Annotated in this window: 20 protein-coding genes, 1 tRNA gene and 1 pseudogene; 11 read left to right on the top strand and 11 right to left on the bottom strand. The window is 65.1% G+C overall.

Features of this window, described 5'->3' with window-relative positions; all coding sequences use genetic code 11:
• Window positions 1–147: 147 nt before the first annotated feature.
• Both sciP and E2I15_RS21435 read right to left on the bottom strand, forming a co-directional pair.
• A complete protein-coding gene (gene sciP, locus E2I15_RS21440) occupies window positions 148–423 on the bottom strand; it encodes a CtrA inhibitor SciP (RefSeq protein ID WP_002714638.1) in 276 nt (91 codons plus the stop codon).
• Between the two features lie 175 nt (window positions 424–598).
• Complete coding sequence (locus tag E2I15_RS21435; RefSeq protein ID WP_137483602.1) at window positions 599–1,459, bottom strand: LysR substrate-binding domain-containing protein; 861 nt, start codon at window positions 1,457–1,459, stop codon at window positions 599–601.
• A gap of 80 nt (window positions 1,460–1,539) precedes the next feature.
• Between E2I15_RS21435 and mdcA the strand changes: the two genes are divergently transcribed.
• Genes mdcA through E2I15_RS21420 form a run of 3 tightly spaced genes read left to right on the top strand, consistent with a single transcriptional unit; the run spans window position 1,540 to window position 5,282 of the window.
• Window positions 1,540–3,195, top strand: coding sequence for a malonate decarboxylase subunit alpha (gene mdcA, locus E2I15_RS21430; protein WP_137483601.1), 1,656 nt, complete (start codon window positions 1,540–1,542; stop codon window positions 3,193–3,195).
• Between the two features lie 12 nt (window positions 3,196–3,207).
• The gene (locus E2I15_RS21425) at window positions 3,208–4,467 is read left to right on the top strand and encodes a malonyl-CoA decarboxylase (protein ID WP_137483600.1); all 1,260 of its coding nucleotides are present in this window, start codon (window positions 3,208–3,210) and stop codon (window positions 4,465–4,467) included.
• A gap of 35 nt (window positions 4,468–4,502) precedes the next feature.
• Window positions 4,503–5,282: an alpha/beta fold hydrolase gene (locus E2I15_RS21420; protein ID WP_137483599.1), complete on the top strand. Its 780-nt coding sequence runs from the start codon at window positions 4,503–4,505 to the stop codon at window positions 5,280–5,282.
• Window positions 5,283–5,397: 115 nt separating this feature from the next.
• Here E2I15_RS21420 and E2I15_RS21415 read toward each other — a convergent pair whose 3' ends face one another.
• Together E2I15_RS21415 and E2I15_RS21410 are read right to left on the bottom strand one after the other, a co-directional pair.
• Window positions 5,398–6,618 (bottom strand): OpgC domain-containing protein, encoded by a 1,221-nt coding sequence (locus tag E2I15_RS21415; RefSeq protein WP_137483598.1) that lies wholly within the window; start codon window positions 6,616–6,618, stop codon window positions 5,398–5,400.
• A gap of 124 nt (window positions 6,619–6,742) precedes the next feature.
• Entirely contained in the window at window positions 6,743–6,925 is a 183-nt protein-coding gene (locus E2I15_RS21410; protein WP_100213813.1) for a hypothetical protein, read from the bottom strand.
• Window positions 6,926–7,437: 512 nt separating this feature from the next.
• On the opposite strand from E2I15_RS21410, the gene E2I15_RS21405 reads away from it, so the two are divergent.
• A complete protein-coding gene (locus E2I15_RS21405) occupies window positions 7,438–8,415 on the top strand; it encodes a helix-turn-helix domain-containing protein (RefSeq protein ID WP_137483597.1) in 978 nt (325 codons plus the stop codon).
• Between the two features lie 154 nt (window positions 8,416–8,569).
• On the opposite strand, the gene E2I15_RS21400 is transcribed toward E2I15_RS21405, so the two are convergent.
• The 3 genes from E2I15_RS21400 to E2I15_RS38800 form a co-directional block, all read right to left on the bottom strand.
• Window positions 8,570–8,770: a hypothetical protein gene (locus tag E2I15_RS21400; RefSeq protein WP_137483596.1), complete on the bottom strand. Its 201-nt coding sequence runs from the start codon at window positions 8,768–8,770 to the stop codon at window positions 8,570–8,572.
• A gap of 194 nt (window positions 8,771–8,964) precedes the next feature.
• Window positions 8,965–9,186, bottom strand: a complete 222-nt coding sequence (locus E2I15_RS21395) for a DUF6894 family protein (protein WP_137483595.1) — start codon at window positions 9,184–9,186, stop codon at window positions 8,965–8,967.
• A complete protein-coding gene (locus tag E2I15_RS38800) occupies window positions 9,187–9,345 on the bottom strand; it encodes a hypothetical protein (RefSeq protein ID WP_170991812.1) in 159 nt (52 codons plus the stop codon). It abuts the gene before it with no gap.
• 165 nt (window positions 9,346–9,510) lie between these two features.
• Here E2I15_RS38800 and E2I15_RS21390 point away from each other — a divergent pair, with 165 nt between their 5' ends.
• The 3 genes from E2I15_RS21390 to E2I15_RS21380 all read left to right on the top strand — a co-directional run bounded on the left by E2I15_RS21390 (window position 9,511) and on the right by E2I15_RS21380 (window position 10,329).
• Window positions 9,511–9,696: a DUF3606 domain-containing protein gene (locus tag E2I15_RS21390; RefSeq protein ID WP_137483594.1), complete on the top strand. Its 186-nt coding sequence runs from the start codon at window positions 9,511–9,513 to the stop codon at window positions 9,694–9,696.
• A 1-nt stretch (window position 9,697) separates the two neighbouring features.
• Complete coding sequence (locus E2I15_RS21385) at window positions 9,698–9,874, top strand: DUF2934 domain-containing protein (RefSeq protein ID WP_137483593.1); 177 nt, start codon at window positions 9,698–9,700, stop codon at window positions 9,872–9,874.
• 110 nt (window positions 9,875–9,984) lie between these two features.
• The gene (locus tag E2I15_RS21380) at window positions 9,985–10,329 is read left to right on the top strand and encodes a DUF1236 domain-containing protein (protein WP_028333446.1); all 345 of its coding nucleotides are present in this window, start codon (window positions 9,985–9,987) and stop codon (window positions 10,327–10,329) included.
• Window positions 10,330–10,439: 110 nt separating this feature from the next.
• Here the strand turns inward: E2I15_RS21380 and E2I15_RS21375 are convergent, their stop codons facing one another.
• The 3 genes from E2I15_RS21375 to E2I15_RS21365 form a co-directional block, all read right to left on the bottom strand.
• Window positions 10,440–10,658, bottom strand: coding sequence for a hypothetical protein (locus tag E2I15_RS21375; RefSeq protein WP_137483592.1), 219 nt, complete (start codon window positions 10,656–10,658; stop codon window positions 10,440–10,442).
• Between the two features lie 438 nt (window positions 10,659–11,096).
• Window positions 11,097–11,810 carry a flagellar hook assembly protein FlgD gene (locus tag E2I15_RS21370; protein WP_069276532.1) on the bottom strand — a complete coding sequence of 238 codons (714 nt, stop codon included), beginning with the start codon at window positions 11,808–11,810 and terminating at the stop codon, window positions 11,097–11,099.
• 10 nt (window positions 11,811–11,820) lie between these two features.
• Entirely contained in the window at window positions 11,821–13,410 is a 1,590-nt protein-coding gene (locus E2I15_RS21365) for a flagellar hook-length control protein FliK (RefSeq protein WP_137483624.1), read from the bottom strand.
• A gap of 358 nt (window positions 13,411–13,768) precedes the next feature.
• Between E2I15_RS21365 and mnmA the strand changes: the two genes are divergently transcribed.
• From mnmA to E2I15_RS21345, 4 genes are all read left to right on the top strand, one after another.
• Window positions 13,769–14,956: a tRNA 2-thiouridine(34) synthase MnmA gene (gene mnmA, locus E2I15_RS21360; RefSeq protein WP_137483591.1), complete on the top strand. Its 1,188-nt coding sequence runs from the start codon at window positions 13,769–13,771 to the stop codon at window positions 14,954–14,956.
• A gap of 25 nt (window positions 14,957–14,981) precedes the next feature.
• Window positions 14,982–15,620 carry a class I SAM-dependent methyltransferase gene (locus E2I15_RS21355; protein ID WP_137483590.1) on the top strand — a complete coding sequence of 213 codons (639 nt, stop codon included), beginning with the start codon at window positions 14,982–14,984 and terminating at the stop codon, window positions 15,618–15,620.
• Window positions 15,621–15,673: 53 nt separating this feature from the next.
• Window positions 15,674–16,039, top strand: a complete 366-nt coding sequence (locus E2I15_RS21350) for a hypothetical protein (protein ID WP_170991811.1) — start codon at window positions 15,674–15,676, stop codon at window positions 16,037–16,039.
• A 116-nt stretch (window positions 16,040–16,155) separates the two neighbouring features.
• Window positions 16,156–16,232, top strand: a tRNA-Met gene (locus tag E2I15_RS21345).
• Between the two features lie 524 nt (window positions 16,233–16,756).
• On the opposite strand, the pseudogene E2I15_RS39865 reads toward E2I15_RS21345, so the two are convergent.
• Window positions 16,757–17,335 (bottom strand): annotated as a pseudogene (locus E2I15_RS39865) (recombinase family protein); the annotation flags it as partial.
• Window positions 17,336–17,595 lie beyond the last annotated feature (260 nt).

The following is a 17,595-nucleotide window of genomic DNA, read 5'->3' as shown; positions in this document are numbered from 1 at the left end:
CGGGTCCGACTGGGCAAATATTGCCTAGGGTATGGTTTCCATATGGTTAACGAAGGTTAAGGACCGCGGCAAAATCGCGGACATGAAAAAAACCGGCTTCGCAAGGCGAGGCCGGTTTTCGTCAAATGCCACAGGATCGGCGCCGAATTACTGTCGATATTGCTGGATGCGGGTGGTGCGCAGCCCGGCCAGACCGTGCTGGTCGATCGAGAACTGCCAGGAAAGGAATTCATCGACGGTCAGCGTGTAGCGGCTGCAGGCCTCCTCGAGGGAGAGCAGGCCGCCGCGGACCGCAGCGACGACTTCGGCCTTGCGGCGGATGACCCACCGTTTGGTACCGGGGGCCGGCAAATCCGCAATCGTTAACGGGCTGCCGTCAGGCCCGATGACGTATTTCACCCTCGGGCGATGGGGTTCTGTCATGGCGTACTCACAAACTCTCAACCACTGAACTCGCAAGGGGTAAGCTACGCCTCCCGGTTTAAAATTTGCCTAAGCCCAAGCGTTCAATACGAATCTCGTTGGAACGGCCGGGAACAGGCGGCTCGGCCCGCCGGCAGGCAGACCGGCGCGCGGCGCAATTTGCGGTTCGGCGCGCTCAGATCGTGGGGCGCAGGGGACCGCGCGCCAGCGTCAGCAAGGCATCGGCGAGCGCCTCCGCGGCCTTGTCCGGCCGTCTTTTCTCGTAGATGGCGAATTCCAGATCGGGAAGCGGCGGCAGGCCGTCGCCGATTCCGAGAATGCGCAGGCCCGTGGTGACCGCGCTGAGCGGCAGCGGGGTGACGGCAAGGCCCGCGACGGCGGCGGCGCGGACGCCGGTCAGGCTCGGGCTGGTATAGACGATCTCCCAGCCGAGCTCGCCGTCGCGCAGCGCGGAGAGCGCGGCGTCGCGCGACACCGATCGTTCGCGGTACAGCGCCAGCGGCAGCGGCGCGCCGGGAACGAGATCGAATGTTTCCGCCGCAGCCCACACCAGCGGCTCGCGCCATACCAGGCGGCCTTTCGATGTTCCGAGCGGCCGCTTGGCGAACACCAGATCGAGCCGGCCCGCATTGAGCTGCTCGATCAATTCGGCGCTGACGCCGATCTGCACCTCGAGCTTGACCCCGCGATGCAGCGCGGCGAAGCGGCCGAGCGCCGACGGCAATGAGCCGCCGGCGACTTCCTCGACCACGCCGAGACGGACCGCGCCGGACAGCCGCGGCGCCACCAGCCGCTGCCGCGCCGCCTCCTCGAGCTGCAGCAGACGCCGCGCATCGCCGAGCAGCATCTCGCCTTCGTCGGTCAATGCGACGCTGCGCGTCGTGCGCCGGAACAGCGGCCGCCGGGTCTCGAGCTCGAGCCGCTTGATCTGCTGGCTGATGGTCGACTGGGTCAGATGCAATTGCTCGGCGGCGCGGTGGAAGCCGCCGCAATCGGCGACCGCGACGAAGGCCCGCAAAAGTTCGAGGTCGAGCATCGATTAATCCATATTCATAATCAATCATATTATAGAATATCGTTTCTATTATCAATGCCGGCCGCCTACCTTCGCTTCAGATGATCAAGCAAGGAGAGGCCATCATGTCGGAGACGACACCACAAACCGATCGCACGGCGCGCCTGGCGCGCGCGCGAGCTGTCTACGGTACAAATGGAAAGGTCTGTCCGCCCGACCGCGCGATCGAGCTGCTGGAAGCGGTCATCGCATCCGGCGACCGGGTGGCGCTCGAGGGCGACAACCAGAAGCAGGCGGATTTCCTGGCCGCGTGCCTCGCCGGGGTGACCCCGGCGCGGGTGCATGATCTGCACATGGTGCAGTCGGTGCTCGCGCTTCCCGATCATCTCGCGGTGTTCGAACGCGGCATCGCCAACCGCCTGGACTTCGCCTTTGCTGGCCCGCAGAGCCGCCGCCTTGCCGAGCTCGTCGCCGCCAAGGCGCTGCGGATCGGCGCGATCCATACCTATCTGGAGCTTTACGCGCGGATGCTGGTGGACCTGACACCGCATGTTGCGCTCATCGTGGCCGACAAGGCCGATCGCGACGGCAATCTGTACACCGGTCCGAACACCGAGGACACGCCGACCATCGCCGAGGCCGCTGCGTTCCGCGGTGGCGTCGTCGTGGCGCAGGTCAACGAGATCGTCGATCGCCTGCCGCGCGTCGACATCCCCGGCGACTGGGTCGATGTCGTGGTGCCCGGTCCGAAGCCCTATGCGATCGATCCGCTGTTCACGCGCGATCCCGCCAAGGTCAGGGACGAGAACGTCCTGATGGCGATGATGGCGCTCGCGGCGGTGTACGAACCTTATCAGGTGACTCGGCTCAATCACGGCATCGGCTATGCCACCGCGGCGATCGAGCTGATCCTGCCGACCTTTGCCGCCAGGCGCGGGCTGAAGGGCAAGGTCGCGCGGAATTTCGTGCTCAATCCGCATCCGACGCTGATCCCCGCCATCGAGGCCGGCTTCGTCGACAACGTCTATTGCTTCGGCTCGGAACTCGGCATGGAACGCTATGTCGCCAGCCGTCCCGATGTGTTTCCGGTCGGCGCCGACGGCAATCTGCGCTCCAACCGCGCGCTGGCGCAGGTCGCCGGACAATATGCCTGCGATTTGTTCGTCGGCGGCACCTTGCAGATCGACCCCGAGGGCAACAGCTCGACCGCCACCAAGGACCGCATCACCGGCTTCGGCGGCGCGCCGAACATGGGCGCCGATCCGCGCGGCCGGCGCCACGACAGCGTTGCCTGGCTGCGCGCCGGCGAGGAAGCAGGCGAGCGCCTGCGCGGCCGCAAGCTGGTGGTGCAGATGGTCCAGACCCGGCAGCCGAACGGCGCGCCGAGCTTCGTCGAGCGCCTCGACGCGTTCGACCTCGCGGCCTCGGCCGGCTTCGCGCTGCCGCCTGTCATGATCCATGGCGACGACGTCAGCCACGTGATCACCGAGCGCGGCGTCTGCAACCTGCTGCGTTGCCGCTCGCCGCAGGAGCGCGAGGCAGCCTTGCGCGCGGTCGCCGGCGACACCGAGTTCGGCCGGCGGCAGGACGCCGGGACGACCGACGGCCTGCGCCGCCGCGGCATCGTGTTGCTGCCGTCCGATCTCGGCCTCGACGTCGCGACGGCGACGCGCGACTGGCTCGCCGCGAAATCGATCGACGACCTCGTCGCCGCATCGGGCGGCCTCTACGCGCCGCCCGCCAAATTCCGCCGCTAGAAGGAGGCCCCCATGACCCACGCCGAGCACATCCCAGGCGGCCCACCGGCCTCGTTCGATCAAGCGAGGCAGCTCGCCGCGGCACTGTTGTCCGAGCGCGGCGAGGCGTCGGGCGCCCTGATCGCGCGCCAATTGCAGCAGACCATGCGCGCGCTCGATGCCGACGGCCGGCACGGCTTTCAACGCTATCTGGCGAGTGCGTTTCAGCCCGACGCGGCGGCGCTGCAGGATGCGGCGAAGCGTTATCTTGCCGACGGCACCGCGGCGGCCGCGGCCGCTTTGGCCGACGCCGCCGATCCGCCGCGCCAGGAGGTGCTGCGGCGGATGAACATGGCGCCCGGCGGCACCGCGAGCCTGATCGCGATGCGCAGCGAGATCACGGGCCGTCTCGGCTCCGAACCCGAGCTGAAGCCGCTCGATGCCGATCTCAAGCATCTGTTCGTCTCATGGTTCAACCGCGGCTTCCTCGAGCTTCGCCGCATCGACTGGCAGTCGCCGGCCGCCGTGCTCGAGAAGCTGATCGCCTATGAGGCGGTGCACGAGATCAAGGGCTGGGACGATCTGCGCCGCCGCCTTGCGCCCGACCGCCGCTGCTTTGCCTTCTTCCACCCCGCGCTGCCCGGCGAGCCACTGATCTTCGTCGAGGTCGCGCTGGTGCAGGGATTGGCCACCGCCGTGCCACCGCTGCTGGTGCAGGATGCGGATCAAGACAGCGCAGGCCTCAGGGCCGCGCATGCCGACACCGCGATCTTCTATTCGATCTCCAACTGCCAGGACGGATTGCGCGGCGTGTCGTTCGGCAACTTCCTGATCAAGCAGGTGGTCGAGGAGCTGCAAACGGAATTCCCGCAGCTGAAGCGCTTCTCCACGCTGTCGCCGATCCCGGGCTTCCGGCGCTGGCTCGGCCAGCAGCCGCAATCCGGCGGCAACGAGGTTGCGACGCTACGCGAGCTGGACCGCGAAGGCTGGTGGCATGACGCCGCGACCTGCGAGACCTGGCGTCCGGTCCTGATGAGGCTGTGCGCGCAATATCTCACGGGCTCGCCGGCGCCCGGGAATCGCATCGATCCGGTGGCGCGCTTCCATCTCGGCAACGGTGCCCGGCTGGAGCGGATCAATTGGCTCGGCAACACGGCCGACCGTGCGATGGCGGAATCCTTCGGCATCATGGTCAACTATCTTTATGATCACGACAGCATCGAGCGTAACCACGAGGCCTTTGCGCGCGTAGGAGAGATTGTCCGTTCACCGCAGGTGGACGCGCTTCTCTGATTTTCAACTCACCATACAAACAACGGAGCAGTAATATGATGATGAACAGACGCGCCTTCTCGACCTCCTTGCTCGCTGGAGCCGCGGCTTCACTGGTGTCCTCGCGCGGCATGGCCGCCACCACGCCGCCGGTCAAGGCGCGCAACGTCGTGCTGGTGCACGGCCTGTTCGCCGACGGCTCGTGCTGGTCCGAGGTCATTCCGCGCCTGCAGGCCGCCGGGCTCAACGTCACATCGGTGCAAAATCCGCTGACCACGCTGCCCGACGCGGTTGCCTCCGCGCAGCGGGTGCTCGATCGCCAGGACGGTCCGACCGTGCTGGTCGGCCATTCCTTCTCCGGCATGATCGTCACCGAGGCCGGCGTGCATCCGAATGTCTCGGCGCTGGTCTATGTCGCGGCGCGCGCACCCGATGCGGACGAGGATTACACCGCGCTGGCCAAGACCTATCCGACGCCGCCCGCGAGCGCCGGCATCGTGTTCGACGGCGATGAGGGCCGGCTCAGCGAACAAGCGTTCCTGCGCGATTTCGCCGGCGACCTGCCGGAGGCGAAGGCGAAGGTGCTCTATGCGGTGCAGCAGCCGTTCCACAAGCAACTGCTGGCCGGCAAGACCAGTCATGCGGCCTGGCGCAGCAAGCCGAGCTACTACGCCGTCTCGACCGAAGACCGCACCATCAATCCGGATCTCGAGCGCTTCATGGCCAAGCGGATGGGCGCCACCACGATCGAGGTGAAGGCCAGCCATCTCGCGCTGATCTCGCAGCCGGACGCGATCGCGCGGCTGATCCTCGACGCCGCGCAGCAGTCGAGCTGAGCGTCGGCGTACCGTGCGTGGGAGAGCTCCGCTTCTCCCGCGCACCGTGACGAAATCGCCGTGGGGACGTATAGGCGCTGCCGGGGCCGCCTAGCGTCAGACCGGTCGGCGCGCTTTACAGGATATGCGCGCCATGACCGTCGAGACTGCCGCGATCGCCGGCGTGCGGCACAAGGTCATGTCCGGCGGTGTCGCCATCCAGCGGCCGCGCGCGCTTGGTGCCGAGCGTGTTCAGCAGCGTCGCGACCACGGCCATCGCAACGACACCGGCAAGACTGAGCCCGATCTGCATCGAGAGCCGGTTCGAGATGTCGAACAGGTCGCATTGGCTGGCGAGCGCCAGCAGGACGCCGAGACAATAGATCGGCAGCGAATTCTCGCCACAACGCCTCGCGCTGCGCAGCATCGGCGTCGACAGTCCTCGCCAGCCCGCGGGGACGAGCCATGACGCCAGGATTGCAAGCGTCAGAAAATGCAGCAGCCGCAACGGACTCAGATTCGACTTGTCCATTGGAAGCAGCAGATCCGTCAGAGCCTGCGGCAGCAGCGGCGGCATGATGCCGTGGCCGAGCGCAACGACCAGGCCGAACGCAAGATAGAGCGCGGACAGAACAAGCGCGGGGCGCGACGTCACCCATCCCCGGATGGTCCTTCCCTCGATGACGTACCATGCGCCCAGCACGACCGGAAGCTGCCAGGCCAGCGGGTTGAAGAACCAGACGCCGTCGGGCCAGGCGGGAATGTTCCAGCCGAAGACATGCACCAGCACATAAAGCGACAGCGAAAGGCCAAGCGCCAGGTTGGGCGCGCGCAGCAGCAGCCACAGCAGCGGTGCGAACAACACGTGGCAGATCACAAAGACCGGAAGGACGTCGGTATTGACGGGGTGGAATTGCAGGACCGCGGCGTGCGCAAGCGCTGCGCCCGGACGTTCGAACAGAACCCGCGTATTGCTGTCGTCGGCGAGACGATCGCTGCCCGCGAGGTAGACGAGGATCGCGCAGGCGAGCGTCAGCAGCAGAAAGGCGGCATAGATATCCCATCCCCGCCGCAGCGAGCGGCCGATCATGCCGCGCCAGCCGTCGCGCTGACGCGCCCTGCCGTAGGCCAGTGCGCAGGTGACGCCCGAGATGAACATGAATATTTCGGCGGCATCGCAGAAGCCGTAGTTGCGCAGGGTCAGCCAGCTTCCGACGTTGTCTGGAATGTGATCGAGAAAGATCCACCACAACGCGATCCCGCGACAGACATCGATGCGCGGGTCGCGACCGGTCGATCTGAACTCCGGCGGAGTCTCGCCGAGCAATCGCTTCGAGCTGCGGGTTCGATCGTGCATCTATCGATCTGTCCGGCGTGCCCGCGCGGCCTCATCGGACATGGGTCGATGAGAGGCTCGGATGCTCCGAGGCGTGCGCGTGCCGGACTAGCCTCCGGCCAACCTGTATGATGGTGCGCTCCAGCTACCCGAGGGTTGGCGGCGCTTCCGCCGGCCAGCCGCAATCACGGGGGCCGGGTGGATCGCTATCCTCTGACGGCGCCGCCTGCGCGGCGTCGCCGATGGCCGGCAACAAATGCTGCTTTCGCATTTCGGCGAGGCGGGCACGACAGTACTCATGATAAAGCATGTCGAATATGGTGGACATGATCGAACGCCTTCTTGATCACTAGGTTGACTTTCCCACGTGACAGATTTCGACCATTTCAACCGGCGGCGATAACCGACAGTGCCGCAGGCAGTCCGACGCAACCAAAATCGATCAGTCGTTCTATTGAATGACCTGCGCATGGCGCCTTAGCCAGGAGACCGCGTACAGGGGCATGACACTGATTTGCGCTTGCACGCTGCCCGGAATGTCCGAAACGAATCCGATGGCAGCAATTATAAATAGAGCGATCGCGACTGCGTCTTCTTAAAGGGGAAATTTCGCCGCGATTTTCACGAGCATTATACACGTAATATTCAAATCACCAAGTGAACCAGTTCACATCACCATCAATCATAGGCGAATGACACTAGCAGACCGATAGCGTAGCTTCTTGGACTGATGCGCACCGGTCAGGCGAAGGCCGGTGCGTGAATCGCAAAATGCAGATACTGACTGTGGTGTGCCGCAGCATTTCATTCTGGTGTGTTTTGTGAAGGCTGGAGGTCCCCATGCCGACGGACGCAGCCAATTTTGCATCGTATCGATTTTCGACGCGCGACCTTCCGGAGCGCATTCGTATCCCGCTATGGCGCGAGCACTTTGGCCGCTGCATCGTGCACGCCGATATCGAGTCTCTATCGGAGTCTTCCTTCCAGGCCGATGCGTCGCTGCGAGCAGTTCAGGGTTTGCGCATGCTGGCGCTGAAAGGCACGTCGATGCGCTTCAGGCGTATGCGAGCGAACCTCGCCGATGGCGATGACTCCATCGGCGTCATTTTCTGCTCTCCGGGCAACAGTCAGCTATCGCAGCGCGGCCAGGAAGCCGACCTTCGCGCCGGCAATGCGATCGCAATTCTGCATTCCGAGCCCGCCAGCGTCACCTATATCGACGGCTCGCAATTCGGTCTGGCCGTGCCGCGCGAGGCGCTTGCGCAGCGCGTGACCGACGTCGAAAGCCTGGTCATGCGGCCGATTCTGCACCGGACAGAAGCATTCCGATTGTTCACCTCATATCTGAAATCGGTGCTTAGAACGAAAGCGCTGAGCACACCGAAGCTTCGCGATACGGTCGTGACCCATATCCACGATCTCGTCGCGCTCGCAATCGACGAGTGTCCTGCACTGGGCGAGAGCAGCGCGAGCGCTGTCGTCGCTGCGCGGCACCGTGCCGTGCTCGACTACATCGCCACGCACTTTCAGAAGCCCGGGCTCAGCGTTCAGACGGTTGCGCGTGGCCAGGGCATCTCGTCGCGCTATCTGCAGCGCCTGATGGCCTCATCAGGACCCTCGTTCACGGAGCGCTTGAATGAATTGCGGCTCCAGCTGGCGATCAAATTGCTCACCGAGCCTGGTGTCGGCCGTCGGCGAATTTCCGACATCGCGCTCGAGGTCGGTTTCTCGGATGTTTCGTATTTCAACCGTCTGTTCCGAACCCGTTTCGGCGATTCGCCACGCGGTGTCCGGCTCGCACGAAAGGGCTCTCACTGAGCCGAACGCCCTGATCGGCATGTGCGCGAGATGCCGCCTGGGCGACCGCTCCGGGCGAAGGGCGAGTTGGGTTGAGGCCAGCGGCTGTCGAGCGCCTCTCGGGGCTGTGCGCATTAGCTTATGTGAATCGAACCATCTTATGTGAATCGAAGCGCTACGGCGGCGGCTCTGCTCCCGGAGTGGCGAGCCATTGTTCGATCTGAACGGCGCGCTCGGCCTCACGGGCCTTCTTGAGAAGTCGTTCCCGCTCGGAGCCGGGAGGCAGGTGCGAGGCCCTTGCGCGGGCCGCCTCTTCCAGCTGAATGAGGCGGTATGCGAGTGTCGTGGTTTGCTTGAAGCGATTGCGGCGTTTCATTTGTGCAATTGTGTTTCAAACCCTGGTGTAGGTCCGAACCACGCTCGTCGCCGTTTGTTCCTATTGAACGGCAGGCCTGCCCTGTCTCGGCCGCGTCCTTGAGAGCACCATGCGGCGGGCCGGCGAAGGGATGCCGGACATCGGCCGGCGGCGTCGGTCTGCGGGAAGCGAGCCGAGCTGAGAATGACCGTCCGTCAGACGCTCGTCGAAGCCAAGGGGATCCGGAAGAGTTCGCGATCGCCCTCATCGCGAACCGAGATGAAATTACCGTCGCGAACCATCTCCGGCTTTTCAGTCCCGATCCGGTGCGCGATGAAGCTGCCGTGATCCTTGGCATCCTTGTCGTCGGCACAGTCGTGACCGAGGACGTCATGTGCGGGGATGTCGCCCGCGAGATGGAAGAAGTATCTGGGCATCTAGGTCAGCTTGTCCAAATTGCCGAACGGCTTCGCCAGCGGCGCGGTCTCGGCCTTCTTGATCCGCTGCGTGCCTTCCTCGGCAAGCCCGCTATCGTTGATGATCTCGGCGATGAGGTGCTTGACCCGTCCGCCGATCCTGTCAGCAATGCTTGTCATGGCTCACCTTTGTTCATCTCTCACGACTGAAGTATCGCTCGCGAATAATGTTCCTCCGAGGAGTGACAGCCCCACCCATCCGGAGAAGGAACAAATAACTGTCCGGAAGATTGGATCGCCAGCAACGGCCGAAGCTCGGGCCGAGCGGCTGACGCGAGAAGTCCGGTGACGAAGCGCCTGACCAGGAAAGAGCAGTTCGATCGATCGAAGATCAACATGCACGATCTGCGTCAGGTGAGATGCTGGACGCACGTCCTCGGCGTGTCGCGCGAACAGCTGCGTAAAGCCGTCGAGAAGGTCGGTGACTCCGCCGTGACGGTTCGCAAGGAGCTCGGGATTCCCGAGGAATGACATGGCCAGCGAACAGCAAATCCGGAATTACGCGCGGCAGCTCTGGGAGAAGGCCGGAAAGCCCGACGGCAGGGACAAGGAATTCTGGCGCGCGGCCGAGGTCGAGCTGAATGCGGAGAGCGAAAGTCCGGACGCGCCAACACTGGACCAGCCGAACAAGACGACCATTCCCGGATGAACGCCTTGGCCCGGGGGGCGTGCCGCGCGATTGATCGGGATCCTCCGTTAGGAACATTGCCATCCTGCCAAGGTTCTCGAAACGCCGCATGGAGCGGTGAGGAGGACGTTATGAAAAAGCTGGTCCTGATTTCTGTTGCCGCCGTATTGGCGTCGACGGGCGCTTTCGCCCAGAGCACGATTGTCGGCACGACCGGTGCCGGACATGCCGCCACCGTGCAGATCGAGCCGCAGTACCGTACGCGAATCCACAGCTATGTGACCGAACACAAGATCCGTCCCGTCGAGACGCGGGAGAGGATCGTCGTCGGCTCGCCTGTTCCGCGCGAGGTCGAGCTTGAAGCGGTGCCTGCCGATTGGGGCCCGTCGCTCACTAGATATCGCTATGTCTATACCGGCCAGCGCGTGATGCTGGTCGATCCCGACACCCGTACGGTCGTGCAGGAAGTCGAGTGAGGCTGCTGTGACGGCGGGCCGCCAGGAAGGGTGGCGGCCTCCGCTCAGCCGGAACGCCTCTAGAGGGCAAGCGCCGTTCGGTCAGCGGCCATCGACTGCGTCGGCCGCGGTCAGAGACCGATGCTGGCCACAGCGGCTTGCGCGATCCCCTTCGCGTCGAGGGCCCCGGTCTTGCCGATCTCGATGACCTTGCGGGCCACGATCTCGCAAAGCGGATCGTTGCGATCAACCAGACCCATCGAATGCAGCGCCAGGCTGAACGCCCTGTTGAAGAGATCGATTTGCTCCGGCGTGTATTCGCCCGTCTTCAGCAAGCGATTGATCGGCATGGTCGAGCCCCACAGCAAGCAGCCAAGTGACATGGCTATAGCATGGAACCCTCGCTCGCCGTGAGCGGTGTCAGTCTTTGGGCGGGCGCCGACCTTGGAGGCGGCAGGCGGAGGATGGCGTCCGGAAGTGATGCGATCAGGGGCGCAGTCGCGCACCGGAGAAGGACGGGAAGGGGGCGGCAAAACACCCCGACGGGCAAGCTTGAATCGAGAACCATCCTCGTCGTCCCGGCGAAAAGCCAGGACCCATTACCCCGAATCTCAGTGGTTGCACGACGCTGGGGCCGCCATCCCGTTCATCACCGGATACGGTGGTTATAGTCCTGGCTTTCTCGCCAGGACGACATGTGTGTATGCGTCACGCTAGCAACCGGCAACGCGCGCACCCAGCGCGCACGCAGGTCTTGGCTAGGCAGGTCTTGGCTAGGCAGGTCTTGGCTAGCTCGAGCCAGTCGCCCCGCGCACCACGCGCTTGATCTTGTCGGTGGTGTAGGTTTGCCCGCCGATCGAGAGCAGCGGCGGGGAGGCGGTCAGGTCGACGGAATCGACGACACCCTGCACCTCGGTCGAGATGGCGATCGGGTTGCCCTTGGAATCCTTGCCGGTCGCGGTCAGCGTGTAGGTGCCGGCCGGCCATTGCGTGCCGTCATTGCCCTTGCCGTCCCAGACGAAGCTGGCATTGCCCTGCTTCAGGCTGAAATTGCCGGAATAGGCAGTCTGGCCGGTCGAGCTGGTGATCGTGATGGTGGCGCTGGTGGCTTGCGGGGACACCAGATTCCAGGTCGCGGATTTGTCGAACTGCGTCTTGCTGCCGTCGACCGCGACCGTGTTGCCGACATAGACCAGCGCCTGGGTCGACTGCGCGCTCTTCTCGATCTCGATCAGCGACTTCAGCTGATCGTTGGATTTCAGCTGCTGTTCGACGCCGGCGAACTGCACCAGTTGCTGGGTGAACTGGTTGGTGTCGAGCGGGTCGAGCGGGTTCTGGTTCTGCAACTGCGTGGTCAGCAGCGTCAGAAAGGTCTGGAAATTGTCGGCGATGCCCTGCGACGAGGTCGTCAGGCCGCTGCCGCTGCTGCTTCCAGAGTTCGTTCCGTTGCTGGTGCCCGGTGCCGAGACGACGGGCGTCGGCATGGTTGCATCGACTGCCATGGTGAACTCCTTACACTCTGATATCGACGCCGCCGAGGGCGCCGGTTGCGCGGCCGTAGGAGCGACCCGCCGCTGCGGCGGGAACGCTGTCCTCCTCGGTGACGATCAAACGATGGGGGTTCGGATTGGGCTGGCCATTGTTGTTCTGGCCCGATTGCGACTGGTCGCGCAGGCTGAACTGCAATCCGCCATTGCCGGTCGAGAGGCCGGCATTGTCGAGCGCGCGCTGCAGCTGGTTGGCGTCCTGGCGCAGCATCGACAGCGTTTCCGGGCGTTCGACGGTGAGATGCGAAGTGACCTGGCCGTTGCGATCGACATCGATGCGGACATCGATGCGGCCGAGCTCGGCGGGGTCGAGCCGGATCTCGAAGCGACTCTTGCCGCTCTTGGCGGAGGCGGCGATCTGCATCGCAAGCCCGCTGAGCGGCACGGCGGCGCTTTGCGCGGCGTTGGTCACGGTCAATTGTGCGGTCGCGGACGGCGTCGTCTGGGTGGTCGCGGGTTGGGGCTGCAGTGCGTTCGCCGCCTGCGCGCCGGGATCGGGGGGCGTGAGCTGGGTCTGCGCGGCCGCGTGGCCGCCGGCCGCCGGAGTCGGCGCGGCATTGCCGTCGCCGCCCGCGTCGGCCTTGATGGCATCGGCCGCACCGTCGGTGGCGGCCTTCGCCTTGCCGGCAACGGCGGCCGGCTGCGCGGCGGCGGGAACGATGTTGGTCGGAGCAGCCTGCGCGGTGTTGGCGCTGCCTGCCGCGGCGCCGTCCTGGTCGGCCGGCATCGTCGCCGTCGCGTCCTTCGCGGTGACCTGTGTCTTGGCCTGCATTGTGGTCTTGGTGGCGGGCGTTCCGGCGGCAACCGTGGCGGCGAATGTCGCATCGCCAGTCGCTGTCGCGGCGCCCGAAGCCGTTGCCGCATCGCCGGGGGTGATGATTTGCGCGTCGGTCTTGACGCCGGCCGCCTTGGCGACCTTGTCGGCGTTCGCCGTGGTGGCCGCCGCCGCTGCGGTGTCGGCGCCGGCAGGCGCGCCGCTGCCGCCAGTTGCGCCGGTGCCGGCGATGGCCGAGCTTGCCGCGATCGCCGCAGCCGCGATCGCGAGCGGTGCGGCCGGCTGGTCGGACGGCGCGGTGGCCGCCGGTGTCGGGGCAGTCGCCGGTGTCGCGGCAACGGGAGCAATCACGGCATTCACGGTTGCCGCACCGGGATCCTGCTGCGCAGCGGCCTGCGTCGCGTCCGGCTTGTCGCCGGTCGATTTTGCATCGGAACTCGATTTCGAGTCGTCCGATTTCGATTTCGACTTGGTCTTGGACGGCGCGTCGCTGTCGACCTTGTTGTCGTCCCGCGAACTGCCGGAATCCCGCGACGTCCGGTCGGGGCCCGCGCTGGTGTCGCGGGGGCGCGCGTCGGTCGTCGAGGGCGGATCGTCGGACCGCCGCGAGGGTGCCGGCTGGGAGTCGTAGCGGCTGTCGTTTGCGGACGCAGCGTTGCTGTCGACCAGCGCGGCAAAGCCGTCGTTCCCCGCCTGCGAAGCGGGATCGGGCCGCGACGACCGCTGCGTCGCGCCCTGAAAAGACCGGCCTGCCAATGCTTCCGACGTGACGCTGACCACTGCCAACCCTCGCAAATGAGACTTCCGCCGTTTTGTCAGCAAGGAGTGGGCCAACCAGGGATGGCAGTAAATAATGAGTTATTTCAGTAGGTTACGGCTTCCTTGGTCGGCTGGAGCGGGTTCCCGGCGGGTCTCCTTTTTGCCCGGCGGCAAGATTTGCCGTCCACGCGCGGCACGGCAGAGCTTCCGCCGGATTGCCTCACCGGAATACGGCCTATATTAAAGGTGGCCTCCAACGCGTCCGAACCGACCGAACCGGCCTTGGATGTGTTCTAAGGCTCTCTGGACAAAAGGCTTTTTCCAATATCGTCGCAGAGCGCATAAGCTCGCCGCGACAGTGATCAATGACCGCTTAAAGATGCTCAACAGTCTGGATCTCGAAGGCCGCCCTGAAGATACACGGATCGTCGTTGCCATGTCCGGCGGCGTCGACTCGTCGGTGACGGCTGCGCTGTTGAAGTCGCAGGGTTATGACGTGGTCGGGATCACGCTGCAGCTCTACGACCACGGCGCTGCGACCCATCGCAAGGGCGCCTGCTGCGCCGGCCGCGACATCCACGATGCGCGCAATGTCGCCGAGCGGATCGGCATCCCGCATTACGTGCTCGATTACGAAAGCCGCTTCAAGCAATCGGTGATCGACAATTTCGCCGACAGCTACGCGCTCGGCGAGACGCCGGTGCCGTGCATCGAGTGCAACCGTTCGGTCAAGTTTCGCGATCTGCTCGCGACCGCGCGCGAGCTCGGCGCGCAGGCGCTTGCTACCGGCCACTATGTCGCCTCGCGGCGGCTTGCCGACGGATCGCGCTCGCTGGTCTGTGCCGCGGATGCCGATCGCGACCAGAGCTATTTCCTGTTCGCGACCACGCGCGAGCAGCTCGACTTCCTGCGCTTCCCGCTCGGCGACATGACCAAGCCGCAGACCCGCGAGCTGGCGCGCCGCTTCGATCTCGAGGTCGCCGACAAGCAGGACAGCCAGGACATCTGTTTCGTGCCGACCGGCCGCTACACCGACATCATCGGACGGCTGAAGCCGAATGCGATCGCGCCGGGCGACATCGTCGATCTCCACGGTCATGTGATCGGCCAGCACCAGGGCATCGTCCATTTCACCGTCGGCCAGCGCAAGGGGCTTGGCATTGCCTCCGGCAGCCCGCTCTATGTGGTCAAGCTCGATGCGGCGACGCGCCGCGTCGTGGTCGGGCCGCGCGAGGCGCTGCGGATGGACCGGATCGCGCTGCGCGACGTCAACTGGATCGGCGACGGCGCGCTGGATCGCGTGATCGGCGAGGGCATCGAGATCTATGTCCGGGTGCGTTCGACGCGCGCGCCGCAGCCGGCGTGGTTGCGCGCCGCCGATGGCGGCTATGAGGTCGAGCTCGTCGCCGGCGAGGAGGGCGTGTCGCCCGGCCAAGCCTGCGTGTTCTACGACGCAGCCTCCGGGCAGGCGCGTGTGCTCGGCGGCGGCTTCATCAGGAGTGCAAGCGCAAGCCGCGCAATACGCGCCGCGACGCAAGATGCGATGGCGGAAGCGGTTCGCGGATAGACAGAAGAAACGTCGGGGCAGGGGAATGGCTGGGGACATCGACCGCGAAGGGGTCGAAAAGGCGTATGGCCGCTGGGCGCCGATCTACGATCTGGTGTTCGGCAAGGTGTTCGATCAGGGCCGTCAGTCGACGATCGCGGAAGCCGACCGGATCGGCGGCCGCGTGCTCGACGTCGGTGTCGGCACCGGGCTCTCGCTCTCGGAATACAAGCGCACCACGAAACTATGCGGCGTCGATATTTCCGAGCCGATGCTGCGGCGGGCGCTCAAGCGCGTGCGCGCGCAGGGCCTCAGCAATGTCGAGGCGCTGGCGGTGATGGACGCCAAGAACCTCGCATTTCCGGATGCGTTCTTCGACGCGGTGGTCGCGCAATATGTCATCACCGCGGTGCCGGATCCCGAGGCGACGCTCGACGATTTCATCCGCGTCCTGAAGCCCGGCGGCGAACTGATCCTGGTCAATCACATCGGCGCCGAAAGCGGCCTGCGCCGCGTCTTCGAGCTCGCCTTCGCGCCGCTGGCGCGGCGGCTCGGCTGGCGTCCGGAGTTTCCGTGGGAGCGGCTGACCAATTGGGCGGCGAAGCATGGCGGGGTCAGCCTTGCGGAGCGCCGCCCGATGCCGCCGATGGGGCATTTCTCGTTGATCCGCTTCCGCAAATCGTGAGCTTGCGGCGATTTTGACGGGGAACATCGGCGCGCCGTCACGGTTTTCTCGTCATGAGGATCAATCGAACACTCGCTTTATCCTGTGTGCTGATGATGGCGCCCGCTGTGGCCGTGGCGCAGGCGCCGCCGACGCCCGCCACACCGCCGGCCCAGACCGCGCCACCGGCGCCCTCGCGCACCGCCGCAAATTGCGCACCGCAGCAGCCTTCGCATCCTGGTGCCGTGGTTCCGGAAGGAACCACCACCGGGCAGAGCAGACAGCCGCTGGGCGACAAGCTCGCCAAATCCGACGGGGTGTTGTGCCCGCCGGCCGGGGTCGATCCCGAAATGCGTGCGCCGACCCCGCAAGGCGGCAACACGCCGGTGATTCCACCGCCCGGCAGCCCCGGCGGCGACCCATCGGTGAGGCCGAAATAGCCTCTGTCTGCAATAAGTTGCTGCCCCGTCCGGGTTTGCTTGACAGGCGCGCATGCCACTCTTTATATGCCGCGCGTTCGCACCCGCGGCTCACCGGCCGCCGATTGCGAGCCCATGGCGGGGTAGCTCAGCTGGTTAGAGCACGGGAATCATAATCCTGGGGTCGGGGGTTCGAGTCCCTCCCCCGCTACCATGCTGACCCCCGGAAACGGAACGATCCTCGAACGTCTGTTTGAGAAGTGTTTCCAGATACCCTTCGATCTTAATTTCCGGCGCCTGTCGCGCCGGCGCCGGCATCACAGATACTTGCGTGACGATCTCTCGCAGGGCCTTTGCCAGCCCGTCGTCACCTTCCGCAAGGTCGCCGGCGATCAACTGATCCAACCGATCCAGATCACGAAGATACTGGTCGACGACCTTCGGATGCATGGTGACGACCTTCGGCGGTTCCTCAGAGGCGGCGAGAGCGGCCTTTGCAGTCTCCAAGGCCGCCCGCAGCGCCGGCATACGCTGGCCGGCTTCTTCCTTCGTGATGACACCATCGGCGATCGCGTCGACAAGCCGGTCGACGCCCCGCTGGGCGTCGGCAAGCCGGACTTCCAGCTTCGCCCGGGCCGCCGCGGCCCCGGCTGACTGTCGGCGCTGCTCCTCGTTGAAGACCTTCACGAAGTAGGCGATGGCTTCCCTTGAACCGATCTGCGTCTTTAGGCCTTCGACGACCGCACGTTCGATCCTATCCAGATAATAGGCCCGTCCATTGTCGCAGCCGGCGCCATGCTTGGCGCCGACGCATTGAATGCGGATGCGCCCCAGATCGCGATCCTTGATTTGCATCCCAGCACCGCAAGCGCCACAGCGCAGCAAGCCGGACAGAAGATATTTGAGCTTGCGTGCGCCCTTGGGGGCTTCGCGGGTACGCGCTTCCCTGCGCGCCTGCGCGGCATTGAACATGTCTTCAGCGACGATCCGAAGATGTGGCGCGTCGGCGCGCTGCCACTCTTTCTCCGGGTTCGGCCGGCTGATGCGCTTACCCGTCTCCGGGTCCTTCATCATGCGGACCCGGTTCCAGACGATCCGGCCGGCATAGACTTCGTTTTGCAAGATGCCGTGACCTCGGGCCTTGCTGCCGACAAGTGTCGACGATCGCCAAAACGATCCACGCGGCGGCTTGACCTTCTCGGCGTTCAACTCCAACGCGATCGCGTTCGGCGTCTCGCCGGCGACGTAGTCGGTGAAGATGCGACGAATGACTTCAGCTTCGTCGTCGACGATTTCCAGTTCACCGGGCTTGCCCATGATGGGCCGATAACCGTACGCCCGGCCGCCGGCGTGACGGCCCTCGCGCACAATGCCGGCCATTCCGCGGCGCGTATGCAGCGCCAGATTTTTTAGATAGTGCTCGCCCATCATGGCGCGCAGGGCGCCGTCCAGTTCGCCGACCTCGCCGCCTGCGGTGTGAAGGCCGATACCTAGGAAGTCCAGCCGGCGCCGTGCATTGTGGTAGTCCGCCTGACTGCGGAAGACGCGATCCATGTCTTCGGCGACGATGACGTCGA

The organism is Bradyrhizobium sp. BR2003 (genome assembly GCF_009720285.1).
Classification (GTDB): Bacteria; Pseudomonadota; Alphaproteobacteria; order Rhizobiales; family Xanthobacteraceae; genus Bradyrhizobium; species Bradyrhizobium elkanii.
The sequence above is the reverse complement of the archived record's forward strand: the minus strand, read 5'-3'. Positions and strand labels throughout refer to the sequence as shown.

Coding starts and splice junctions, on each gene's coding strand:
- sciP (WP_002714638.1), bottom strand. CDS start 423: ATGACAGAACCCCATCGCCCGAGGGTGAAATACGTCATCGGGCCTGAC.
- E2I15_RS21435 (WP_137483602.1), bottom strand. CDS start 1,459: ATGCTCGACCTCGAACTTTTGCGGGCCTTCGTCGCGGTCGCCGATTGC.
- mdcA (WP_137483601.1), top strand. CDS start 1,540: ATGATCAAGCAAGGAGAGGCCATCATGTCGGAGACGACACCACAAACC.
- E2I15_RS21425 (WP_137483600.1), top strand. CDS start 3,208: ATGACCCACGCCGAGCACATCCCAGGCGGCCCACCGGCCTCGTTCGAT.
- E2I15_RS21420 (WP_137483599.1), top strand. CDS start 4,503: ATGATGATGAACAGACGCGCCTTCTCGACCTCCTTGCTCGCTGGAGCC.
- E2I15_RS21415 (WP_137483598.1), bottom strand. CDS start 6,618: ATGCACGATCGAACCCGCAGCTCGAAGCGATTGCTCGGCGAGACTCCG.
- E2I15_RS21410 (WP_100213813.1), bottom strand. CDS start 6,925: ATGTCCACCATATTCGACATGCTTTATCATGAGTACTGTCGTGCCCGC.
- E2I15_RS21405 (WP_137483597.1), top strand. CDS start 7,438: ATGCCGACGGACGCAGCCAATTTTGCATCGTATCGATTTTCGACGCGC.
- E2I15_RS21400 (WP_137483596.1), bottom strand. CDS start 8,770: ATGAAACGCCGCAATCGCTTCAAGCAAACCACGACACTCGCATACCGC.
- E2I15_RS21395 (WP_137483595.1), bottom strand. CDS start 9,186: ATGCCCAGATACTTCTTCCATCTCGCGGGCGACATCCCCGCACATGAC.
- E2I15_RS38800 (WP_170991812.1), bottom strand. CDS start 9,345: ATGACAAGCATTGCTGACAGGATCGGCGGACGGGTCAAGCACCTCATC.
- E2I15_RS21385 (WP_137483593.1), top strand. CDS start 9,698: ATGGCCAGCGAACAGCAAATCCGGAATTACGCGCGGCAGCTCTGGGAG.
- E2I15_RS21380 (WP_028333446.1), top strand. CDS start 9,985: ATGAAAAAGCTGGTCCTGATTTCTGTTGCCGCCGTATTGGCGTCGACG.
- E2I15_RS21375 (WP_137483592.1), bottom strand. CDS start 10,658: ATGCCGATCAATCGCTTGCTGAAGACGGGCGAATACACGCCGGAGCAA.
- E2I15_RS21370 (WP_069276532.1), bottom strand. CDS start 11,810: ATGGCAGTCGATGCAACCATGCCGACGCCCGTCGTCTCGGCACCGGGC.
- mnmA (WP_137483591.1), top strand. CDS start 13,769: ATGCTCAACAGTCTGGATCTCGAAGGCCGCCCTGAAGATACACGGATC.
- E2I15_RS21355 (WP_137483590.1), top strand. CDS start 14,982: ATGGCTGGGGACATCGACCGCGAAGGGGTCGAAAAGGCGTATGGCCGC.
- E2I15_RS21350 (WP_170991811.1), top strand. CDS start 15,674: ATGAGGATCAATCGAACACTCGCTTTATCCTGTGTGCTGATGATGGCG.